19 protein-coding genes are annotated in these 22,208 nt (G+C 72.8%); 9 read left to right on the top strand and 10 right to left on the bottom strand.

Annotation, left to right across the window (positions count from 1 at the left end):
- The first annotated feature begins 110 nt into the window (after positions 1-110).
- Both ABZ562_RS20525 and ABZ562_RS20520 read left to right on the top strand, forming a co-directional pair.
- Positions 111-1,592, top strand: coding sequence for an amino acid permease (locus ABZ562_RS20525; RefSeq protein WP_361481405.1), 1,482 nt, complete (start codon positions 111-113; stop codon positions 1,590-1,592).
- 55 nt (positions 1,593-1,647) lie between these two features.
- Positions 1,648-3,264: a GMC oxidoreductase gene (locus tag ABZ562_RS20520; protein ID WP_361481402.1), complete on the top strand. Its 1,617-nt coding sequence runs from the start codon at positions 1,648-1,650 to the stop codon at positions 3,262-3,264.
- Between the two features lie 68 nt (positions 3,265-3,332).
- On the opposite strand, the gene ABZ562_RS20515 is transcribed toward ABZ562_RS20520, so the two are convergent.
- A complete protein-coding gene (locus ABZ562_RS20515) occupies positions 3,333-3,560 on the bottom strand; it encodes a DUF5133 domain-containing protein (protein ID WP_361481399.1) in 228 nt (75 codons plus the stop codon).
- A 103-nt stretch (positions 3,561-3,663) separates the two neighbouring features.
- Positions 3,664-5,151: an MFS transporter gene (locus tag ABZ562_RS20510; protein ID WP_361481396.1), complete on the bottom strand. Its 1,488-nt coding sequence runs from the start codon at positions 5,149-5,151 to the stop codon at positions 3,664-3,666.
- A gap of 192 nt (positions 5,152-5,343) precedes the next feature.
- Between ABZ562_RS20510 and ABZ562_RS20505 the strand changes: the two genes are divergently transcribed.
- A complete protein-coding gene (locus ABZ562_RS20505; RefSeq protein WP_361481394.1) occupies positions 5,344-6,537 on the top strand; it encodes a cytochrome P450 in 1,194 nt (397 codons plus the stop codon).
- A gap of 108 nt (positions 6,538-6,645) precedes the next feature.
- On the opposite strand, the gene gcl is transcribed toward ABZ562_RS20505, so the two are convergent.
- From gcl to ABZ562_RS20485, 4 genes are all read right to left on the bottom strand, one after another.
- Entirely contained in the window at positions 6,646-8,424 is a 1,779-nt protein-coding gene (gene gcl, locus ABZ562_RS20500; RefSeq protein WP_361481391.1) for a glyoxylate carboligase, read from the bottom strand.
- 27 nt (positions 8,425-8,451) lie between these two features.
- On the bottom strand, positions 8,452-9,348 hold the full coding sequence (locus tag ABZ562_RS20495) for a 2-hydroxy-3-oxopropionate reductase (RefSeq protein WP_361481388.1): 897 nt from the start codon (positions 9,346-9,348) through the stop codon (positions 8,452-8,454).
- A 70-nt stretch (positions 9,349-9,418) separates the two neighbouring features.
- Positions 9,419-10,252 carry a TIM barrel protein gene (locus tag ABZ562_RS20490; RefSeq protein WP_361481385.1) on the bottom strand — a complete coding sequence of 278 codons (834 nt, stop codon included), beginning with the start codon at positions 10,250-10,252 and terminating at the stop codon, positions 9,419-9,421.
- 51 nt (positions 10,253-10,303) lie between these two features.
- Entirely contained in the window at positions 10,304-11,692 is a 1,389-nt protein-coding gene (locus ABZ562_RS20485; RefSeq protein ID WP_361481382.1) for an NAD-dependent malic enzyme, read from the bottom strand.
- Positions 11,693-12,111: 419 nt separating this feature from the next.
- On the opposite strand from ABZ562_RS20485, the gene ABZ562_RS20480 reads away from it, so the two are divergent.
- From ABZ562_RS20480 to ABZ562_RS20460, 5 genes are all read left to right on the top strand, one after another.
- Entirely contained in the window at positions 12,112-12,312 is a 201-nt protein-coding gene (locus ABZ562_RS20480) for a DUF3311 domain-containing protein (protein WP_055551281.1), read from the top strand.
- On the top strand, positions 12,309-13,802 hold the full coding sequence (locus tag ABZ562_RS20475) for a sodium:solute symporter (RefSeq protein ID WP_361481379.1): 1,494 nt from the start codon (positions 12,309-12,311) through the stop codon (positions 13,800-13,802). Before ABZ562_RS20480 ends, ABZ562_RS20475 begins: the two co-directional genes overlap by 4 nt.
- A gap of 184 nt (positions 13,803-13,986) precedes the next feature.
- Complete coding sequence (crtI, locus tag ABZ562_RS20470; RefSeq protein WP_361481635.1) at positions 13,987-15,546, top strand: phytoene desaturase family protein; 1,560 nt, start codon at positions 13,987-13,989, stop codon at positions 15,544-15,546.
- Complete coding sequence (locus tag ABZ562_RS20465; protein ID WP_361481376.1) at positions 15,543-16,532, top strand: phytoene/squalene synthase family protein; 990 nt, start codon at positions 15,543-15,545, stop codon at positions 16,530-16,532. The genes crtI and ABZ562_RS20465 overlap by 4 nt, the downstream gene beginning before the upstream one ends.
- The gene (locus ABZ562_RS20460; RefSeq protein WP_361481373.1) at positions 16,529-17,518 is read left to right on the top strand and encodes a DUF5914 domain-containing protein; all 990 of its coding nucleotides are present in this window, start codon (positions 16,529-16,531) and stop codon (positions 17,516-17,518) included. The genes ABZ562_RS20465 and ABZ562_RS20460 overlap by 4 nt, the downstream gene beginning before the upstream one ends.
- Here ABZ562_RS20460 and ABZ562_RS20455 read toward each other — a convergent pair.
- The 4 genes from ABZ562_RS20455 to ABZ562_RS20440 all read right to left on the bottom strand — a co-directional run bounded on the left by ABZ562_RS20455 (position 17,467) and on the right by ABZ562_RS20440 (position 21,624).
- On the bottom strand, positions 17,467-19,029 hold the full coding sequence (locus ABZ562_RS20455; RefSeq protein ID WP_361481633.1) for an FAD-dependent oxidoreductase: 1,563 nt from the start codon (positions 19,027-19,029) through the stop codon (positions 17,467-17,469). The genes ABZ562_RS20460 and ABZ562_RS20455 overlap by 52 nt on opposite strands.
- A 44-nt stretch (positions 19,030-19,073) precedes the next feature.
- The gene (locus ABZ562_RS20450; protein WP_361481370.1) at positions 19,074-20,315 is read right to left on the bottom strand and encodes a lycopene cyclase family protein; all 1,242 of its coding nucleotides are present in this window, start codon (positions 20,313-20,315) and stop codon (positions 19,074-19,076) included.
- Between the two features lie 24 nt (positions 20,316-20,339).
- Positions 20,340-20,822: a sortase gene (locus tag ABZ562_RS20445; protein WP_361481367.1), complete on the bottom strand. Its 483-nt coding sequence runs from the start codon at positions 20,820-20,822 to the stop codon at positions 20,340-20,342.
- Between the two features lie 232 nt (positions 20,823-21,054).
- Positions 21,055-21,624 carry a WHG domain-containing protein gene (locus tag ABZ562_RS20440; RefSeq protein ID WP_361481364.1) on the bottom strand — a complete coding sequence of 190 codons (570 nt, stop codon included), beginning with the start codon at positions 21,622-21,624 and terminating at the stop codon, positions 21,055-21,057.
- Between the two features lie 86 nt (positions 21,625-21,710).
- Between ABZ562_RS20440 and ABZ562_RS20435 the strand changes: the two genes are divergently transcribed.
- A complete protein-coding gene (locus ABZ562_RS20435; RefSeq protein ID WP_361481361.1) occupies positions 21,711-22,202 on the top strand; it encodes an FBP domain-containing protein in 492 nt (163 codons plus the stop codon).
- Positions 22,203-22,208: the final 6 nt, after the last annotated feature.

Below are 22,208 nucleotides of genomic sequence, written 5' to 3'. Positions count from 1 at the left end.
TCGTGTCACCGATCGGGGACACGGCTCACCACCGGTGACGCCTTCCGCGCCCCCACAGGGGTGCGTCCGCGTGCGCCGGCTCCCGCCGTCATGAAAGACGAGGAACGATCATGAGCGCCCAGAAGCCGATCACCACGGACGCCCGCGCCCCCGGGGGCGCCGAGTCGCCACCGGGCGAGGCCCCGCCCGGTGCCACCGGATCCGGTTCCGGTGCGGGCGAGGGTCTGCAAGCCGGGCTGAAGAACCGCCATCTGTCGATGATCGCCATCGGCGGGGTCATCGGGGCCGGGCTGTTCGTCGGCTCCGGTGCGGGGATCGCCGCGGCGGGTCCCGCCATTCTGCTCTCGTACGCGCTGGTGGGCGCGCTGGTCGTGCTGGTGATGCGGATGCTCGGCGAGATGGCCGCGGCCGATCCGGTCTCCGGTTCGTTCTCGTCGTACGCGGACCGGGCGCTCGGCCGCTGGGCGGGGTTCACGATCGGCTGGCTGTACTGGTTCTTCTGGGTCGTGGTGCTGGCGGTGGAGGCCACCGCGGGGGCGGCCATCCTCACCGGATGGGTGCCCGCGGTGCCGCAGTGGGCGTGGGCGCTCATCGTGATGGTGGTGCTGACCGCGACCAACCTGTTCTCGGTGGGCTCCTACGGGGAGTTCGAGTTCTGGTTCGCGGGCATCAAGGTGGTCGCGATCGCCGTGTTCATCGTGGTCGGCGGGCTGGCGGTGTTCGGTCTGCTGCCGGGCGGCTCCGGCGGCGCGGTCGGCACCGCGAATCTGACCGGGCACGGCGGCTTCCTGCCGAACGGTCCCGGTGCGGTGCTCACCGGGGTGCTGATGGTCGTGTTCTCCTTCATGGGCAGTGAGATCGTCACCCTCGCGGCGGCGGAGTCCGCCAATCCGCGCAAGGCGGTCGCCCGCGCCACCAACAGCGTGATCTGGCGGATCGCGGTCTTCTACCTCGGTTCGATCGCCATCGTGGTGACCCTGCTGCCGTGGAATTCCCCTGAGGTGAAGGCGAGCCCGTACGTGGCCGTGCTGGACCACATCGGTATTGCGCACGCCGGTCAGCTGATGGACGTGATCGTGCTGACCGCCGTGCTCTCCTGTCTCAACTCCGGTCTGTACACGGCCTCCCGGATGGCGTTCTCGCTCGGCGGGCGCGGGGACGCGCCGAAGAGCTTCAGCCGCACCACCGGGCGCGGTGTACCGGCCACGGCCATCCTCGCCTCGGTCGTCTTCGGATTCGTCGCGGTGTTCTTCAACTACGCCTACCCCGACACCGTGTTCCAGTTCCTGCTGAACTCCTCGGGCGCGGTGGCGCTCTTCGTCTGGCTGGTGATCTGCTTCTCCCAGCTGCGGATGCGCCGGGTCCTGGAGCGTGAGTCCCCGGAGCGGCTGACGGTGAAGATGTGGGCGTACCCGTATCTGACCTGGGTCACCATCGGCATGATCGTTTTCGTGGTGGGCTACATGTTCACCGATCCGGACGGCCGTCAGCAGATGGTTCTGTCGCTGTTCGCCGCGGCCGTCGTGCTCGGTGTCGCCCTGGTGCGCGAGGTGCGGCGCAAGCGGACCGAAAAGGATCTGGCGCGGCGGTAAAAGACCATGTGCGCACAGGATGGGCGGAGTGGCTCATTCCGCCCATGATGCGGCCATGGAAGTAAAACTGACGCGTCGTCACTTTCTGGGGCTGGCGGCCCTGCAGACGGCCGCCGCCCTCGGAGCCACCCGAATCGGCCTCACTCCGGCGGCCGCCGCCGAGGGCGCCGACTACGCCCCCGCCCTCGTCATCGGATCCGGCTACGGCGCGGCGGTCGCCGCGCTGCGGCTGGGCGAGGCGGGCATCCGCACCCTCGTCATCGAGATGGGCCGGCTGTGGGAGGCGCCCGGCCCCGACGGGACGGTGTTCTGCTCGATGACCGCCCCCGACCAGCGCTCCATGTGGTTCAAGCGCAGGACCGAGGCGCCACTGTCCACGTTCCTGTGGCTGGGCGTCATCAACAAGGACATCACCCCCTACCCCGGTGTCCTGGACCGGATCCGGCACCCGAACATGTCCGTCTACGTCGGCCGCGGGGTCGGCGGCGGATCGCTGGTCAACGGCGGTATCGCGGTCACCCCGCCCCGCGCGTACTTCCAGGAGATCCTGCCGGGCGTCGACGCGGACGCCATGTACGGCACGTACTTCCCGCGCGCGAACCGCATGCTCGGCACCTCCCCCGTCCCCACCGACTGGTTCGAGACCACGGAGTGGTACCAGTACACCCGGGTCGCCCGGGCCCAGGCGGCCGCGGCGGGGCTGCGGACCGTCTTCGTGCCCAGCGTCTACGACTTCGACTACATGCGGCGCGAGGCCGCCGGGACCGCCACCAGGTCCGCGCTCGCCCAGGAGGTCATCTACGGCAACAACCACGGCAAACGCAGCCTCGACAAGACCTATCTCGCGGCCGCCCTCGGCACCGGGAACGTCACCATCGACACGCTCAGCCGCGCCCGGGCGGTGCGGCGGGCCGCCGACGGCACCTACGTCGTCACCGTCGACCGCCTCGACACCACGGGCGCGGTCACCGCGACGGACGAGATCGGCTGCCGCTCCCTCTTCCTCGGCGCGGGCAGCCTCGGGACGACCGAACTCCTGCTGCGCGCCCGCGAGACCGGCGCGCTGCCGGGGCTGAACGCGGAGGTCGGCCGGGGCTGGGGCGGCAACGGCAACGTCATGCTGGGCCGCGCCAACCACATCTGGAACCCCACCGGGTCCCATCAGTCCACGATCCCGGTGATGGCCGTCGACGACTGGTCCAACGCCGCCAACCCGGTGTTCGCCGAGATCGCCCCGCTGCCGGCCGGCATCGAGACCTGGGCCAGCCTCTACCTGGCGATCACCAAGAACCCCGAGCGCGGCACCTTCACCTACGACGCCGCCAAGGACGCCGCCGTCCTGAACTGGACCGCCGGCCAGAGCGCCCCGGGCATCGCCGCCGCGAAGTCCCTCTTCGACCGGGTCAACGCGGCCAACGCCACCATCTACCGCTACGACCTCTTCGGCGACACCCGCGCCTTCGCCGCCGACTTCTGCTACCACCCGCTGGGCGGCTGCGTGCTGGGCCGCGCCACGGACGCGTACGGCCGGGTCGCCGGCTACCAGCGGCTCTATGTGACCGACGGATCCCTCATCCCGGGCTCCCTCGGCGTCAACCCCTTCGTGACGATCACGGCCCTGGCGGAACGCACCATGGCCCGTGTCATCGCCGAGGACAACGTGGGCCGCTAGCGGCGACACCACGCGAACGCCGGGACGCCCCGTACCGCGCCCCGGCGCATCACCTCATCCGCCCGGCGTCAGGTGCTCAGCAGGGAGTCGTCCTGGACGCGAGCGCCGGGGAGCCGGTGGCGGGCCGCGATCAGGGCGGTGTCCACATCCCGGGTCCCGGTGGCGACGCACAGGGTGTAGGCGACGTCGTCCATGCGCTGCCGCACCTGCGGGCTGCCCACGTCGGCGTGCAGAGCGTGCAGGGTCTCGTACTGCTCGATGAGATTGCGCAACACTGCGGGGTGGGCCATCAGCATGGGGGCTCTCCTCGGGTGATGAGACTGCCGGGGATCGGCTGGTCGGGCATTCGTGTACCCGGCACACGAGTCCCCATGCACACATCGCCACCCCGCCGCGGGCTCAGGTCCCCGCGGGCGTGGCGGGCCTCCCGGCGGTGGCGGGCGCGGCCGCCACCGAGGCCGGACGCTGCCCGGGGAGGAAGGCGGCGAGGACGAAGGCGAGGAGCGCTGCCCCGGCGCCGACGGCCATGACCACCCGGAAGCCGTTCTGGGCGGGGAGGGCGACGGAGCCGAGCGTGGTGGTCATCTCGGCCAGGACGACGCCCGCCACCGCGCTGGAGACCGAGGTGCCGATGGACCGCATCAGGGTGTTGAGGCTGTTGGCCGCGGCCGTCTCCGACACCGGCACGGCCGCCATGACGAGCGCCGGCATGGCGCCGTAGGCGAGCCCGATCCCGGCGCCGATGATGCTGGAGACGAGAACGAGGTGCCAGATGGCGGACATCAGCGCGATGTTGAGCCCGTAGCCCGCGGCGACCACGACGGCGCCGAGCATCAGCGTCACCTTGGGGCCCTTGGCCTTCGAGACGCGTGCCGACAGCGGAGCCATGGCCATCATCACCAGCCCGGACGGCGCCAGGACCAGGCCGACGGTCAGCATCGTCTCCCCGAGGCCGTAACCGGTGGCCTCCGGCAGCTGGAGCAGCTGCGGCAGCAGCAGGGACATCGCGAACATGGAGAAGCCGAACGCCGCGGAGGCGAGGTTGGTGAGCAGCACCTGACGCCGCGCGGTGGTGCGCAGGTCCACCAGCGGCCGCGCGGAGCGCAGCTCCCACCGGCCCCACAGCGCCAGCGTGACCGCCGAGGCGAGGAACAGCCCGAGGGTGAGGCCGCTGGTCCAGCCCCAGGTGGCGCCCTTGGAGATCGCCAGCAGCAGGCACACCAGCGCGATCGACAGACCGGCCGCCCCCGCCACGTCGAAGCGCCCGCCGCTGCGCACCGCGGACTCCGGTACGAGCTTCGCCACGAGCGCGGTGGCGATCGCCCCGAGACCGGCCGCGGTCCAGAACAGCACGTGCCAGTCGGCGCGTTCGGCCAGCAGCGCGGCGGCGGGCAGCCCAAGTGCGCCGCCGACCCCGAGCGATGCGCTCATCAGCGCGGTCGCCGCGCCCAGCCGCTCCGCGGGCAGTTCGTCGCGCATGATGCTGATGCCGAGCGGTATGACCCCGGCCGCCAGGCCCTGCAGGGCCCGCCCGACGACCATGGGGGCCAGGGAGTCGCTGAGGGCGCCGACGGCCGACCCGGCCACCAGCATGGACAGGCTGACCAGGAGCATGCGCCGCTTGCCGTACATGTCGCCCAGCCGGCCCATCACCGGCGTCGCGACGGCGCCCGCCAGCAGGGTGGCGGTGATGGCCCAGGTGGCGTCCGCCGCCGAGGCGTGCAGCAGGGCCGGCAGCTCGGGGACCAGCGGGATCACCAGGGTCTGCATCAGGGAGACCACGATCCCGGCGAAGGCCAGCACCGCCACGACGGTGTTCGGGCGCGGGGCGTTCACCGGTGGCGGGCCGGAGGCCCCGGCGGCGGGTCTGGGAAGGGCGTCGGGCATGGCGGGGCCTTTCGTCTGTGCGTGTGAGGGGTGCTTCGGCGAGCGGCGTGATGAGCGCGTCGGCCAGATTTAAATCAGATGCTTGACTTAATGTAGCGGATCGGGTTGCCTGATCACCGGACGACGCCTGGATCGGGGAGAATGCGGCGGCCGCCGATGACGCCGCGTCACTCAGCAGAGGGAGAAGCCGGCATGACACTCGCGGAGTTTCCGATGGCCAGGGCGGCGGGCTGCCCGTTCGACCCGCCGCCCGCCCTGCGGGCCACGACGGAGGAGGGGCCGCTGGCGAGGGTCGGGCTGTGGGACGGCAGCACACCGTGGCTGGTGACCCGGCACGCCGAGCAGCGGGCCCTGATGGGCGACCCGAGGGTCAGCGCCGACATCACCCGGCCCGGCTACCCGAGCCAGGCCCCGATCCCCAAGGGCTCCGTCCCCATCAGCTTCATCCTGATGGACGACCCCGAACACGCCCGTCTGCGGCGGATGGTGACGGCCCCGTTCGCCATCAAGCGGGTGGCCGCGATGCGCCCGGCCGTGCAGAAGATCGTGGACGACCTCATCGACGAGATGCTGGCCGGACCGGCGCCGGTCGACCTGGTGCAGGCGTTCGCCCTGCCGGTGCCCTCGCTGGTGATCTGCGAGCTGCTCGGCGTGCCGTACGCGGACCACGACTTCTTCCAGGACAACAGCAAGGTACTGATCAACCGTGAGGTGGAGCCCGAACGGCGGACGGCCGCCCATGGAGCGCTGCTCGGCTACCTGGACGGCCTGATGGGCGAGAAGATCTCCCACCCCGTGGACGATCTGCTGTCCGGGCTGGCCAGGCGGGTCACCGCGGGCGAGCTGACCCGTGAGGAGGCGGCCCAGATGGGGGTGCTGCTCCTGCTCGCGGGCCACGAGACCACCGCGAACATGATCGCGCTGGGCACCCTGGCCCTGCTGGAGAACCCCGGCCAGCTCGCCCTGCTGCGCGAGAGCGACGATCCGAAGCTGGTCGCCTCGGCGGTGGAGGAGCTGCTGCGCTACCTCAACATCACCCACAGCGGGCGGCGCCGGGTGGCGCTGGCGGACATCGAGGTCGGCGGCCAGGTCATCCGGGCCGGTGAGGGGATCATCCTGGCCAACGACATCGCCAACCGCGACCCCGAGGTCTTCCCGGACCCCGACCGGCTGGACATCCGGCGTGACGCCCGCCGCCACGTGGCCTTCGGATTCGGGGTGCACCAGTGCCTGGGCCAGCCGCTGGCCCGGATGGAGCTGCAGGTCGTCTACAGCACGCTCTACCGCCGTATCCCCACCCTCCGGCTGGCCACCGAGCTGGAGAAGGTCCCCTTCAAGCACGACGGTTCGGTCTACGGCGTCTACGAACTGCCCGTGGCCTGGTGACTCGTCCCGGCCCGGGACATGCCGGAGCCTCCCGGCGGCGCGGCTTCGACCGCGTGGATCACGCCGCCGGGAGGAGCTGTGGGGCGCCGGGCGATACCGCCCGGAGGGTCACCCGATGGCGGTGCGGACCGCCGTGGGGGCGTGCTCGGGGCTGGTGGCCGGCTCCTCGAACTCGTTGACGTTGTCCAGTTCGGTGCCCATGGCCACGTTGGTGACGCGCTCCAGGATGATCTCGACGACGACCGGGACCCGGAATTCGGCCATCAGCTTCTTGGCCTCCTCCAGCGCGGGCGCGATGCGGTCGGGTTCGAAGACCCGGACGGCCTTGCATCCGAGCCCTTCGGCCACCTTGACGTGGTCGACGCCGTAGCCGCCGACCTCGGGGGCGTTGACGTTGTCGAAGGAGAGCTGGACGCAGTAGTCCATGTCGAAACCGCACTGGGCCTGCCGGATCAGCCCCAGGTAGGCGTTGTTGACCACGACATGGAGGTAGGGGATCTGGAACTGGGCCCCGACGGCGAGTTCTTCGATCATGAACTGGAAGTCGTAGTCGCCGGAGAGGGCGACCACGGAGGCGTCCGGGTCGGCGGTGGCCACGCCCAGCGCGGCGGGCACGGTCCAGCCCAGCGGCCCGGCCTGACCGGCGTTGATCCAGTGCCGGGGGCGGTAGACGTGCAGCATCTGCGCGGCCTGGATCTGGGAGAGGCCGATCGTGGAGACGTAGCGGGTGTCCGGCCCGAACGCCCGGTTCATCTCCTCGTAGACCCGCTGCGGCTTGACCGGCACCTGATCGAAGTGGGTCTTGCGCAGCATCGAGCCCTTGCGCCGGCGGCAGCTGTCGGCCCATTCGGCGCGGTCCGCGAGACGGCCGGCCGCCTTCAGTTCCCCGGCGGCCTCGACGAACAGCTCCAGGGCGGCCCGGGCGTCGGAGACGATGCCGTAGTCGGGCGCGAACACCCGCCCGATCTGGGTGGGCTCGATGTCGACGTGGACGAACGTCCGGCCCCGGGTGTAGGTGTCGACGCCGCCGGTGTGGCGGTTGGCCCAGCGGTTGCCGACGCCGAGGACGAAGTCCGACTCCAGCAGCGTCGCGTTGCCGTAGCGGTGCGAGGTCTGCAGACCGACCATGCCCGCCATCAGCGGGTGGTCGTCCGGGATGGAGCCCCAGCCCATCAGCGTGGGCACCACCGGCACCCCGGTCAGCTCGGCGAACTCCACCAGCAGATCGGACGCGTCGGCGTTGAAGATGCCGCCGCCCGCGACCAGCAGCGGCCGCTCGGCCGCCTGGAGCAGGCCCATCGCCTTGTCGATCTGCGCCCGGGTCGCCGCGGGCTTGTGGACCGGCAGCGGCTCATAGGTGTCCGGGTCGAACTCGATCTCGGCCATCTGAACGTCGATGGGCAGATCGATCAGGACCGGCCCGGGGCGGCCGGACCGCATCAGGTGGAACGCCTGCTGGAACGCGCCCGGCACCTGGGCGGGCTCCAGCACGGTCATGGCCATCTTGGTCAGCGGCGCCGCGATCGAGGCGATGTCGACCGCCTGGAAGTCCTCCTTGTGCAGCTTGGCCACCGCCGCCTGGCCGGTGATGCACAGGATCGGAATGGAATCGGCGCTCGCCGAGTACAGACCGGTGATCATGTCGGTACCCGCGGGGCCGCTGGTGCCCACACAGACCCCGATGTTCCCCGCCTCCGCCCGCGTGTAGCCCTCGGCCATGTGCGAGGCGCCCTCGACATGCCGGGCCAGGACGTGGGTGAGGCCGCCGTTGCTGCGCATCGCGGCATAGAAGGGGTTGATCGCCGCGCCGGGGAGACCGAAGACGTGAGTGGTGCCCTCACGCTTCAGGATCTCCACCGCCGCCTGAGCCGCTGTCATACGCGCCATGGGGTGTCTCCTGTGGTTCCGGGGGGATCAGTGGATGTCGCGGCCGGCCAGGCGCTCGACGCCGCGCAGCAGTGCGGAGTGGTCCAGGTCGCCGTCGCCGCAGGCACGGGCGGACGCGACCAGCTGGGCGACGACGGAGCCGACGGGCAGCGGTGCGCCGACCGCCCGGGCGGCGTCGGTGACGATGCCCATGTCCTTGTGGTGCAGGTCGATGCGGAAACCGGGCTGGAACGAACGGCTCAGCACCGCGTCCCGCTTGCGGGCCAGCACGGTCGAACCGGCCAGGCCGCCGCCCAGCACCTCCAGCGCGGCCTCGAGGTCCACCCCGGCGTTCTCCAGGAACACCACCGCCTCGGCCAGGGCCTCGAGGTGGACGGCCACCATCAGCTGGTTCGCCGCCTTGACCGTCTGGCCGGCGCCGTGCGGGCCGACGTGCACGATGGTGGTGCCCAGCGCCTCGAACACCGGCCCCGCGTCGGCGAAGTCGTCCGGCTCGCCGCCGACCATGATGGACAGGACACCCTCGATGGCGCCCGCCTCGCCTCCGGAGACCGGGGCGTCCAGCGTGCGGACACCCTTGGGCCGGGCGGCCGCCTCGACCTCCAGGGAGGTCTGCGGGGTGATGCTGCTCATGTCGATCAGCAGGGTGCCCGGCGCGGCGTGTTCCAGGACGCCGCCCTCGCCGAGGACGACCTCCTTCACCTGGGGATCGGCCGGGACCATGGTGATGACGACCTCGGCGTCGGCCACCGCCTGCGCGATGCTGTCCGCGCCGCGGCCACCGGCGGCGACGAGCGTGTCGACGGCCGCCCGGCTGCGGTTGTAGCCGGTGACGGTGTGCCCGGCCTCGACCAGGTTGGCGGCCATCGGGCCGCCCATGATGCCCAGGCCGATGAAAGCGATCTTGCGTGGAGTGGCGGTCATCATTCCTCCTTGTTTTGCGGCTCGGTTCGCCTCTTTTTGCGGCTCACTCGCCGGTGGGTTACCGGCAGGGTCAGGCGTGGGCGGTGCTGCCGCGCCGCTCGCGCGGGAGCCAGTCGAAGCTGTCGGCGCCCGGGCCCTGGGCCTTGTACTCCAGGCCCACCCAGCCGTCGTAGCCCGCCGCCTCGATCCGGGTGAGCAGCCCGTCGAGGTTCAGCCCGCCGCTGCCCGGCGCGCCCCTGCCGGGGGCGTCCGCGATCTGCACGTGGCCGATGCGCCGCGCGTGGTCGGCGATCACACCGGCCACGTCGTCGCCGTTCACGGCCAGGTGGTACAGGTCGGCGAGGAAGCGCACATTGCGGGCGCCGGACGCGCGCTCCACCCGGTCGATGACCCCGATCGCGTCCGCCGCGGTGAGCAGCGGGTACGCGGGGGCGCCGCTGACCGGCTCCACCAGGACGGTGCCGCCGATGCGCCGCGCCGCCTCGGCCGCCAGCGCCAGGTTCTCGGTGGCCAGGGCGTCCTGCTCCGCCGGGTCGGCGCCCTCGACGCGGTTGCCGTACAGGGCGTTGAACGCGCGGCAGCCCAGCTGTTCACCGATGGCCACGGTCACATCGATGTTGTCGCGGAACTCGGTGCTGCGGGCGGGCCAGGACACCAGGCCGCGGTCGCCGCCCGGCATGTCCCCGGCGAAGAAGTTCAGCCCGGTCAGCCGGACCCCGGCGTCCCGCACGGCGCGTACGAAGGCATCGGCGTCCTTGTCCTCCGGCACCGCCACGGTGTGGGGCCACCAGAACTCGACCGCGTCGAACCCGGCGGCCTTCGCCGCGGCCGGGCGCTCCAGCAGCGGCAGCTCGGTGAAGAGGATCGACAGGTTGACCGTATACGGCAGACGGTGGGTGCTCATTTCTCACATCCCGGGAAGTGGTGCGTGCAGGACTCGTAGGGAGGAAAGGGGTCAGGCCCCGGTGGGGCTCGCGTCCCGGACCGCCGCGGCGACCGCGGGCGCGACGTCCGGGTCGAAGACGCTGGGGACGATGTGTCCGGCGTGCAGTTCGGCGGGCGCCACCGTGTCGGCGATGGCGCGGGCCGCCGCGATGAGCATCGCGTCGGAGATCTCCCGGGCGCCCGCGTCGAGCAGTCCGCGGAAGATGCCGGGGAAGGCCAGGACGTTGTTGATCTGGTTGGGGTAGTCGCTGCGGCCGGTCGCGACGACGGTGGCGTGGCGCCGCGCCCGGACCGGATCGACCTCGGGGTCGGGGTTGGCCAGGGCGAAGACGATCGCGTCGTCCGCCATCGCCGCCACGTCCTCGCCGCTCAGGATGCCGGGCGCGGACACGCCGATGAAGACGTCCGCGCCGCGCAGGGCGTCCGCCACGCCGCCGGTGCGGTTTCCGGCGTTGGTGTCCTCCGCGAGCCGCCGGCGGGACGCGTCCAGTCCGGCCCGGTCGCGGTGGATGACACCGGACCGGTCGCAGGCCACGATGTCGCCGGCGCCCTCGGCGGCCAGCAGCCGGATGATGGCGGTCCCCGCCGCGCCCACTCCGCTCACCACAATCGTCGTATCGGCGAGCTTCTTGCCGACCACGCGCAGGGCGTTGGTGAGGGCGGCGAGGACGACGACCGCGGTGCCGTGCTGGTCGTCGTGGAAGACGGGGATGTCCAGCTTTTCGCGCAGCCGCCGTTCGATCTCGAAGCAGCGCGGTGCGGAGATGTCCTCGAGGTTGACGCCTCCGTACACCGGGGCGATCAGCTCGACGGCCCGGACGATCTCGTCGGTGTCCTGGGTGTCCAGGCACACCGGCCACGCGTCCACGTCGGCGAACCGCTTGAACAGGGCGGCCTTGCCCTCCATGACGGGCAGGGCCGCCGCGGGGCCCAGGTTGCCCAGGCCGAGCACGGCCGATCCGTCGGTCACGACCGCGACGGTGTTTCGCTTCACGGTCAGGCGCCGGGCCTCTTCCCGGTCGGCGGCGATGGCCTGGCAGACGCGCGCGACTCCCGGGGTGTAGGCGCGGGAGAGGTCGTCGCGGCCGCGCAGCTCGACCCGGGGGCTGACCTCCAGCTTGCCGCCGATGTGCGTGAGGAACGTGGCGTCGCCGACCGTGCGCACCCCCACCCCGTCGAGCGCCGCCACCGCGTCGGTGATCACCTTGATGTGGTCGCTGTCGACGGCGTCACAGGTCAGGTCGACCACGATGTGGTCGGCGCCGGTCTCGACGACGTCGAGCGCGGTGAGCACGCCCCCGGCGTCGCCCACCGCCGCGGCCAGCCGCCGGGTGGCGGTGGTGTCGGCGGGGGCCTCCGCACGCAGGGTGAGGGCGAATCCGGGACTCGGTGTGGGCATGGGCTGACCTCGCACGTCGGGGCGCCTCTGGAACGCCGGGCTGCTACGTCTCCACCACTCTCGTAACTTCCACGATGCGGATAGTGGTTTTTGCTTAGTGGAATAACAACCCTTGTGGTCCGTCGGCGTCAACCCCCGGCGACGGTTGATGGCGATGCGTCCGCTTCGGCGAGATGTTTGATCGATCCGCTGGGAGTGAAGCGTTGACATGGATTCGCGGCCGACCTATACATCTCCCAGTTGAAAAAAGATTTCCGCGAAGTGGAATGGCCTGGATCGGGGAGAGGTGACCACCCCTCCTGATGGGCCGAGCCCTCCCCCGGTGGCATCACCCCGGCGGGACCGTCCCACGCTCGTGTCATCCCCAGAGGAGCCCCGCCCCGTCTGAGGAGTGCGGCCCGCCCCAGGAGGTTCTTGACGTGAAACCCATCCATCTGCTCGGCGCGATCCCGTTCATCGGGATCCTCGGGGGGATCTTCTTCGTGAACCGGGTGACGCCCTATGTCCTCGGTATGCCGTTCATCCTCTTCTGGCTGGTCCTGTGGGTCGTCCTGATATCGGCGACCATGGCCGTCATCTACCGGCTCGACCCGGCCAACCGTGAGGAGACCACCTCGTGATCGCCCTCGCCGTCATCTTCGTCTTCCTCGCCGCCGCGCTGCTGCTGGGGCTGCGCGCCCGGCGCGGCAGGGACATGGACCTCGAACAGTGGTCGGTCGGCGGCCGCGGCTTCGGCACGATCTTCGTGTTCCTGCTGCTCGCCGGTGAGATCTACACGACCTTCACCTTCCTCGGCGCCTCGGGCTGGGCCTACGGCAAGGGCGCCCCGGCGTACTACATCCTCTGTTACGCCTCACTCGCCTACGTGCTGTCCTACTGGCTGCTCCCGGCCGTCTGGCGGTACGCCAAACAGCACCGGCTCATCTCCCAGTCCGACTTCTTCGTCGCCAAGTTCGACAGCCCGCTGCTCGGCGCGCTCGTGGCCCTCGTCGGCGTCATCGCGATGGTGCCGTACCTCGTCCTGCAGCTGAAGGGGCTCGGGATCATCGTGTCCGTCTCCTCCGACGGCCGCATCCCCTCCCACTGGGCCATCGTGATCGGCACCATCGCCCTGACCGTCTACGTCACCATCTCGGGCATCCACGGATCGGCCTGGACCGCCGTCATGAAGGACGTCACCATCCTCGCGGTCGTCCTGATCCTCGGCATCTACCTGCCGATCCACTACTTCGGCGGCTTCGAGGACATGTTCCGCGCGGTCGACAAGCACCAGGCGGGCTTCCTCACCCTGCCCACCAGCGGCATGAGCACCTCGTGGTTCGCCTCCACCGTGCTGCTCTCGGCACTCGGCTTCTACATGTGGCCGCACACCTTCAGCGCCGCCTACAGCGCCCAGAACGAACGTGTCTTCCGCCGCAACGCCATCTTCATGCCGCTCTACCAGCTCATCCTGCTCTTCGTCTTCTTCGCCGGGTTCACCGCCATCCTCGTCGTGCCCGGCCTCAAGGGAGCCGACGCGGACCTCTCGCTGCTGCGCATCACCACCGCCACGTTCCCCTCGTGGTTCGTGGGCATCGTCGGCGGCGCGGGACTGCTCACCGCGCTGGTCCCCGGATCGCTGCTGCTGATGACCTCCGCGACCTGCCTGGCGAAGAACGTCTACCGCCTCGCCCGCCCGCGCAGCAGCGACAAGCAGGTGACCCGCCTGGCCCAGTGGCTGGTCCCCGCCCTCGCGCTGGTCTCCCTCTACTTCACCTTCAACGGCGGCAGTTCGATCGTGTCCCTGCTGCTCATGGGCTACGCCCTGGTGACCCAGCTGTTCCCCGCCCTGCTCGCGAGCCTGGCCAAGCGGCAACTGGTGTCCAAGCAGGGAGCGGCCGCGGGCATCGTGGTCGGAGTGGTCACGGTCGCCGCCATCACCCTCTCCGGTGCCACGGTCGGCAGCCTGTTGCCGGGACTCCCGCAGGCGATCAAGGACCTGAACGTGGGCGTCATCGCGCTGGTCCTCAACGTCGTGGTGATGGTGGCGGTCTCCGCCGTCACCCGCCCCGCGGGGCGCCCGAGCCCCGCCCCGCAGATCCAGCCCGAGGCCGCGGCCGGCGCCGGCTGAGCCACTTCGCCCGCATGCCACCACCCCCGGCCGCGCCGGGGGTGGTGGCATGCGGGCGACCGTACGCGGGCGGCCCCGGCGCCGCGCGGGCACGGGCCGGCCTCACCTACGGTCGAATTCGTTCGGCCGGACGGCCCCTCGCGCGGGTGCGCGGCCCGGGCGTCAGAAGACTGAAACCATGCCCATGAGGACCGTCGCCGGGCCCACCGGCCATGTCGTGGTCGTCGGAGCGGGCCTGTCCGGGCTCGCCGCCACCTTGCACCTGCTCGGCGCCGGACGCCGGGTGACCCTGGTGGAACGCGCCACCCGGCCCGGCGGCCGGGCGGGCCGCCTGGAGCGGAGCGGCTACCACTTCGACACCGGCCCCACCGTGCTCACCATGCCGGACCTGCTGGCCGAGCCACTGGCCGCCGTGGGGGAGGAGCTGGCCGACCGGCTCGACCTGGTCGCGCTGCACCCCGCCTACCGGGCCACGTTCGCCGACGGCAGCAGCCTCGACGTCCACACCGGCGCGGACGCCATGGAGGAATCCGTACGCGCCTTCGCCGGGTCACGGGAAGCGGCCGGATACCGGCGGCTGCGGACCTGGCTGGAAGCCCTCCACCGCGTGCAGATCACCCGCTTCATCGACGCCAACTTCGACTCGCCGCTCCAGCTGCTCCACCCCGACCTGGCCCGGCTGGCCGCGCTCGGCGGCTTCGGACGGCTCGACCCGGGCATCGGCCGCTTCCTCCGGGACGAGCGGCTGCGCCGGGTGTTCTCCTTCCAGGCCCTCTACGCGGGCGTGCCACCGGCCCGCGCCCTGGCCGCGTACGCCGTCATCGCCTACATGGACACCGTCGCGGGTGTGTACTTCCCCCGGGGCGGCCTGCACGCCGTGCCCCGCGCGCTGGCCGCCGCGGCCACCGACGCCGGCGCCGACCTGCGATACGGCCAGCGGGTCACCCGGCTGGAGCGGCGGGCCGGGCGGATCACCGCCGTCATCACCACACACGGCCGCGTCCCCTGCGACGCCGTCGTCCTCAGCTGCGAGCTGACCGAGGCCTACCGGCTGCTGGGCCGCGCCCCGCGCCGCCCGCTGCGCCACCGGCGCTCACCCTCGGCCGTCGTCCTGCACACCGGCACCGACCGCACCTGGCCGCAACTGGCCCACCACACCCTCTCCTTCGGCGCCGCGTGGCGCGCCACGTTCGAGGAACTGACCGTCTCCGGGCGGCTGATGAGCGACCCCTCGCTCCTCATCACCCGGCCCACCACCCACGACCCCGCCCTCGCCCCGCCCGGCCGCCACATCCACTACCTCCTCGCGCCCTGCCCCAACACCGACATCGGCCCCCGCGCCGCCGAGTGGCGCACCCTCGGCCCGCGCTACCGGGACCGCGTCCTCACCGAGCTGGAGCGCCGGGGCCTCGCCGGACTCGGGGCGGCCATCGAAGCGGAATGCCTGGTCACCCCGGCCGACTGGGCGGCCCAGGGGCACGCCGCGGGCAGCCCGTTCTCGCTCGCCCACACCTTCGGCCAGACCGGGCCGTTCCGCCCGGCCAACCTCGTACGTGGAACGGAGAACGCGGTGCTGGCGGGCTGTGGCACCACTCCCGGGGTGGGCGTCCCGACCGTGCTGCTCTCGGGAAAGCTGGCCGCCGCCCGCATCACCGGCCACCCCCGCCCGGGCCCCCGCCACGTCCACCTCGACGGTCCCCGCCGCGTCCGGCCGCGGGCCCTCCACCGGCAAGGATCCCCATGACCCGACACGAACTCGACGCCGCGGGCATCCACGACCCGGCGCTGCGCGCCGACTACCTGCGGTGCCGGCAGCTCAACGCCCGCCACGGCAGGACGTACTTCCTGGCCACCCGGCTGCTGCCCGCGGCCCGGCGCCCCGCCGTGCACGCGCTCTACGGATTCGCCCGCTGGGCCGACGACATCGTGGACGACCTCGAAGGCTCCGCCGGTCCCGCGCGACGCGAGGCCTGCCTGGACCGGCTCGCCGACGAGCTGTCCCGGGCGCTGCGCACCGGCCGCGGCCACGAGCCGGTCGTACGGGCACTGGTACACACCGCCGCCACGTACCGCATCGACCACCGGCACTTCACCGACTTCATGGCCTCGATGCGCAGCGATCTGACCGTCACCGACTACCCCACCTTCGCGCACCTGCGCCATTACATGCACGGTTCGGCCGCGGTGATCGGCCTTCAGATGCTGCCCGTCCTCGGCCACGTCGTGCCCCGCGAGACGGCCGAGCCGCACGCGGCGGCGCTCGGTGTCGCCTTCCAGCTCACCAACTTCCTGCGGGACGTGGGGGAGGACCTGGACCGCGGCCGGATCTATCTGCCCGCCGACCTGCTGGCCGCGCACGGAGTGGACCGGGCGTGCCTGCGGTGGTCCCGCCGCACCGGGCGGCGGGACCACCGCATCACCGCCGCCCTGCGCGACTTCGCCGCCCTGACCCGCGGCTACTACCGCCGCGCGCTGCCCGGCATCCCGATGCTCGACCCCGTGGCCCGCCCCTGCATCCGTACCGCCTACGTGCTCTACGGAGGCATCGTCACCGCCGTCGAGCGCGACGGGTACGCGGTGCTGCACCGGCGGTCGGCGGTGCGGCGGCGGGTCCGCGCCGCGGTCGCGCTCGACGGACTGGTCCGGGTCGGCGCCGCCCGGCTGCTGGCCGCCCGTACGGTACGCACCGGCCCGCCCGGCCGGCCGCTCCCCGCCGAGGAGGCCGCATGACACCGGTCGTACCGCGCCGTCTTCCGCTGTCGCTGCGCCGCGGCGGTGTGCCCTGGGACCGGCAGCGGCCCACCTGGCGGGAGGCCAGGCCCGCCCTGATCGCCGCGGCCCTGAAACGGGCCCAGGACCGCCCGTCGGGCAACTGGTACGTGCTCGGCGCGTCCGCCGCCGTCACCCCGGGCCGCCCCTTCGGCCGCACCATCGCCGGCAGCGAGGTGGTGGCCTGGCGGGACGCCACCGGGCGCCTCGCCGCCGGACCCGGCGCCTGTCCGCACCTCGGGGCGCCGCTGAAGGACGCGGCGGTCAGCCGCGGCGCGCTCGTCTGCCACTGGCACGGCCTCGCCCTGCCCGGGGACGCCACCGCGGGCTGGTCCCCGCTGCCCGCCCACGACGACGGCGTGCTCGCCTGGGTACGGCTCGACGCGGCCGGTGGCGAGGAGCCGCTGGAACGCCCCGTACAGCCGCCCCGCCCGGCGGCCGGGGCCACGGTCGCCGCCGTCCACGACGTCACCGGCACCTGCGAGCCCGCCGATGTCATCGCCAACCGCCTCGACCCGTGGCACGGCGCGTGGCTCCACCCGTACTCCTTCGTCGACCTCACCGTCGAGGAGCCGGACGGCGAGGACGCCCTCGCCGTCCGGGTGTCCTTCAAAGTGGCCGGGCGTGTGGTCGTCCCCGTCCGCGCCGTCTTCTCCGCGCCCGGGCCCCGCACCGTCGTCATGCGCGTCACCGAGGGTGAGGGCCGCGGCTCCGTCGTCGAAACCCACGCCACCCCGCTGGCCTCCGACCACCGCGGCCGCCCCCGCACCGCCGTCATCGAGGCCGTCCTCGCCACGTCCGACCGCCCCGGCTTCGCCGTCGCCCGCGCGGCCGCACCCCTGCTGCGCCCCCTGATGCGCGCGGCCGCCGCGCGCTTGTGGCGCGACGACCTCGCCTACGCCGAACGCCGCTGGGCCCTGCGCGAGGCCGGGCGCTTCCCGGGCTGACCGACGGTGGGCGCGGCGGACGGACCGTCGGCCAGCCGGTGCACACCGCGCAGCACGGCCACGCGGCCGTGGCGGGGGACCGTCCACAGCCGCTGGCCGCGCACGCCCCAGCGGGCGAGCAGCGCGTTGGCGGCCAGGAACCCGCTGGTGGCCGCCCGTTCCATCAGCGCGACCGGCAGATCGGTGCGGACGAGGTCCCCGGCCAGCACCACCGCAGGATCGGGCGTGCGCACCGTGGGCCGGTCGCGGTAGCCGCCGACCGGGAAGGCCGGGCAGTCGGCGCGCCACTCGTGGCGGGCGTCGACCAGCCCGGCATCCCGGGTCTCGGGGTAGACCCGGGCCAGCTCCGCCCGCAACCGGCGCTCCACGGCGGTCCGGTCGGCGGCCGGGTCGACGGCGTACGCGTGCAGCTCCAGCACCGATCCGCCGGTGGCCGCCGCCCAGCGGGCGGCTTCGCCCTCCCACCGGGACACCACGCTGACGTTGTCCAGCGGTCCGTAACCGCTCGTGCCGAGGAACCCGGGGCGGCCGGGGTCCGTGGGCGCGCCGAGCCACAGGCGGGAGACCAGGAACGGCGGCGCGGTCCGCAGGGCCGCGATCCGCTCCCGCCACCTCGGGTCGCCGAGGCCGGGGGAGTCCGCCACCAGCGCGCGCAGGCCCGCCGTGTCCAGGGCGAGCACCACCCCGTCGTACGCCTCCCCGTCCACCGCCACCCGCCCGCCGTCCAGCGGGCACACCGACTCCACGGCGGCACCCAGCCGCACCCGTGCGCCGTGGCCCTCCAGATAGCGCCGCAGCGGATCCCACAGCGCGCAGGGGAACGGCTCGCGCACCACGTCGAACAGCAGCCCCTCGCTGGACCCGAGGAAGTAGATGTGGAACATCACCGCCAGCTCGGCCGCGGACAGCTCGCCCGGATCGGTGAAGAAGCTGCGGGAGAACACCTCGAACGCCAGGTGCCGGGCCGCCGCCGGGAAGCGGACCGCGTCCAGGAACTCCGCCGCGCTGAGCGCGTCCAGCCGCTCGTGGATCCCTGGCAGCCGGACGTCGAACAGCGGCAGCGCGGCCACCGGGTCCATGCGCGCCAGGTCCCGCCAGCCGAACGACGGACTGCGCGCGGCGAAGCCGAGCGCGGACCACGGCGGGGTGCGCGGGACGCCCGTGAACCCGTCCCGCAGGCCCGAGGCGTGCCACAGCGGATAGTCCGGCAGCCCGGTGAACAGGCTCAAGTCCGGGTCGATCCGCCGCAGCAGCCCGCGCAGGTTGTAGTACTGCCTGAAGAAGGCGTGGAAACCGCGGCACATCGTCGCCGCCGATCCGTCCGCGAGCGTGGTCGGCCATCCGGCCAGCCGCCCGCCGAGCGTCGCGCCGCGCTCGTACAGCACCACCGCGACCCCGCGTTCGGCCAGCGCGGTCGCCGCCGCGAGCCCCGCGATCCCGCCGCCCACCACGGCGACCCGCGGCGCACATCCGGCCGGGACCCGGGCCCGGCCCGCCGCCACGGGCAGCATCTCGGCCCGCCGGTCCCGCCCCCGGCGAGCCGCCACCGCGCGCTTCACCGCCCCGCCTCGGTGGCGCCCGGCCGGTGCGGGTGCGCACGGGGCCGGTCCGCCACCGCGGCGCCCGCCGCCTTGCGGAGCCAGGGCAGTTCGGCCACCGTGCGCAGCATGGGCGCCACCGGGGTCCGCAACCCCACCATGACGTCCTCCGCCCACCCGGTGCGGCCGTCGAGGAAGCGCAGCAGCCGCTCGGCGGGGACGCGGCGGAAGAGCGTGGTGAAGACATCGGCGCCGGTCACCCGGCCGGTGGCCAGGGCGCGCAGCATCGCCGCGTCCATGGCGAGCGCGCGGGCCGGATACGGGGCGGGCGGCACCGGGCGGCGGCCCGCGGCGAAGGCCGCCGCCACCGCGCGGGACTGCCGCTGCACCGCGGCGAAGGTGTAGCCGGTGGCCGGGCGGGTGGCGCCGCCCGCGGTGCCGATCCGGAACACATGGGCGCCCGCGTGGCGGGGGAAGCGGCCGTCGGTCATCGGGATGACGCCCTGCTCGGCGGAGAGCACCCGGAAGGGCGGCAGCCGCAGCACGGTCCCGGTGTAGTGGCGCAGGGCCGCGTCGTACGCGGTGTCGTCCAGCACCGCGGGCGAGAACTCGGTGTACTCCACCAGCGCCTCACGGTCGCTCAGCGGAAGCACATAGCCGAAGGACAGGCCCCGCTCCGGCTGCGGGGTGCGGAAGTCCATCAGCTCGGCCACCGCGGGGTCCAGGGCGGGGGCGTCGCAGCGGAGGAACCAGCCCCGGAAGTGCTGGAGCAGCGTCGTACGGGCCGGTGGCAGGGCGGCCGCGGGGCGGGAGTCGAAGGCCCACCGGGTGCGCCAGGCCACCGGGCGGCCGTCGGCGCGGACGCCCCGCACGAGGGCGCCGTCCGCGTCGTCGCACACCTCGTCCACCACCGCCTCCATCCGCCGCACCGAGGGCGCGGCGTCGAGGCGGGCGGCCACCCGGCGTTCGAAGTCGCGCGACCGCAGCATCTTGTAGACGAAGGGCGCGATCTCGCGTCTCAGCGGGCGGCCGTCGGCCCCGTGCATCCCGACCCGGCTCCAGCGGGCGGCCAGTGCTCCGTCGAACTCACCGCCCGGCTCCTCCCACCAGCACCACGTCCGCTCCGGTGGCCGCAGCCGCCCCTCCGGCGCCTCGACCAGCAGCACCCGGGGCGGGGAGGGCAGCGTGGCGAGCCGGTGGGCCAGCGTCAGACCGGCCGCGCCCGCGCCGACCACGGCCACTTCCGCGTCCCACGCCACCGCCGAGTCCTTAACGGGCTGGGCTCAGCGCCGGACGCTTCGGTGGCGGCGCATCAGGAGCACACCCCCGGCCGTGACGGCCAGGACCGCGCCACCGAGGAGGGTGGGCTTGTTCTCGCCGACCGCGGCGGGTCCGAAACCGGCGTGGACCCCGCCGGTGGGGCGGCTGCGCTCGACCGCGACCGTATCGGTGATCTTGATGCTCGGCGGACACTTCACGACCACGTCGTGGTCGCCGGACGCGGCGTCCCCGGGAATCCGGAAGTGGCCGGTGAGCACGCCGGTGTGGTTGTCGTCGAACAGGTGGAACTCGTCTCCGCCCGCGGTGCCCTTGCCGTAGGTCACGTCCGAGCCGCAGGCGGTCGTGCTGACGGTGACCGTGGACCCCGGGGCGCCGTTCCTCGGGCTGATGCGGAGCTCCGAGTCATCGGCGGCAGCGGCCGGGCCCTGCAGCGCGAGGGCACAGAGCGCCAGGCCGATGCCTGCGCCGACGGGTACGTAACGCATGAGAATCCTCCAACGGAGCAGTGGCCGACCCGGTTACGCGGCACCTGTGAGGTGTTCCGCTCATGAGCCAACCGACAGTCCGCAACCCCCGCAACACGAGGCGTCACCCCACCGCGCCACGGCCACCACTGAACTTGATCGTTTACGCAGGTCACCGGAGCGCCCTCCCGGCGCGGAGCGGAAGCGACCGGGGAGGGGCGAATGGGCCATCCGCGCGCTGCCGGCAGGCGATTCAGGCCGCGGGCCAGTTGCGCAGCAGGGCGTCGAGTGCGTCCAGGGCCCGGGACCAGGACTCCTCCGAGTCGGGGGAGCTGTGGCTGAACCCGCCGGCCAGCTCCAGGCTGACGTAGCCGTGGAAGACGCTGCCCAGCAGCCGCACCGCATGCGTCTGGTCCGGCTCCGCCAGGTCGTAGCCGCGCAGGATCGCCCGCGTCATCTGGGCGTGCCTGCCGCCCGCGCTGGCGGCCGCCGTCTTCGGGTCCAGCCGGAACTGGGCGGCGGCGTAGCGGCCGGGATGCTCACGGGCGTAGTCGCGGTAGACGTGCCCGAAGGCGGTCAGGGCGTCCTTCCCGGCCCGCCCGGCCAGGGCGTCGGCGGCCCGGTCGGCGAGTTCTTCCAGGGCGAGCAGGGCGATCCTGGTCTTGAGGTCGCGGGAGTTCTTCAGATGCGAGTACAGGCTCGCCACCTTGACGTCGAACCGCCTGGCCAGCTCCGACACGGTCACCTGCTCGAAGCCGACCTCGTCGGCCAGCTCCGCCCCGGCCCGGGTCAGACGCTCCGCGGTCAGCCCTGCGTACCCCATGCCCCTGCCTCTCCGCCGACAGCGTCATGTCGGCCGAGCCCATTATTCATTTGCCTAAGACCTTTAGGCAACTTAGCCTCCAGGTCATGAAGCCGCTGACCGAGCGAGAGATCCGCTCCGCCTTCGTCAACTGCACCAAGGGCGAGGCGAAACGCCTGTCCGTACCCCGCGACCTGGCCGACCGTCCCTGGGACGACCTGGACTACCTCGGCTGGCGAGATCCCCAGGCCTACGACCGTGCCTACCTCGTCACCACGCTGGACGACCGCCCGACGGGCCTCGCGCTGCGCTGCCCCGCGCCCGCCTCCTGGCAGACCCAGCGCGGCATGTGTTCGCTCTGCCTCACCTCCCCCGCGGGCGGCGTCTCCCTGATGGTCGCGCCGAAGGCGGGGAAGGCCAGGCAGCGGGGCGACTCGGTGGGCACCTACATATGCGGCGACCTCGCCTGCTCGCTGTACGTACGCGGCAAGAAGGACGCGGGCGCGGGCGCCCGGCTCCATGAGTCGCTGACCCTGGAGGAGAAGATCGAGCGGACCGTGACCAACCTCGCCGAGTTCCTGGCCAAGGTGACCGCCTGACCCGGG

Source organism: Streptomyces sp. NPDC019937, from assembly GCF_040631655.1.
In the GTDB taxonomy this organism is placed as follows: domain Bacteria; phylum Actinomycetota; class Actinomycetes; order Streptomycetales; family Streptomycetaceae; genus Streptomyces.
The sequence above is the reverse complement of the archived record's forward strand: the minus strand, read 5'-3'. Positions and strand labels throughout refer to the sequence as shown.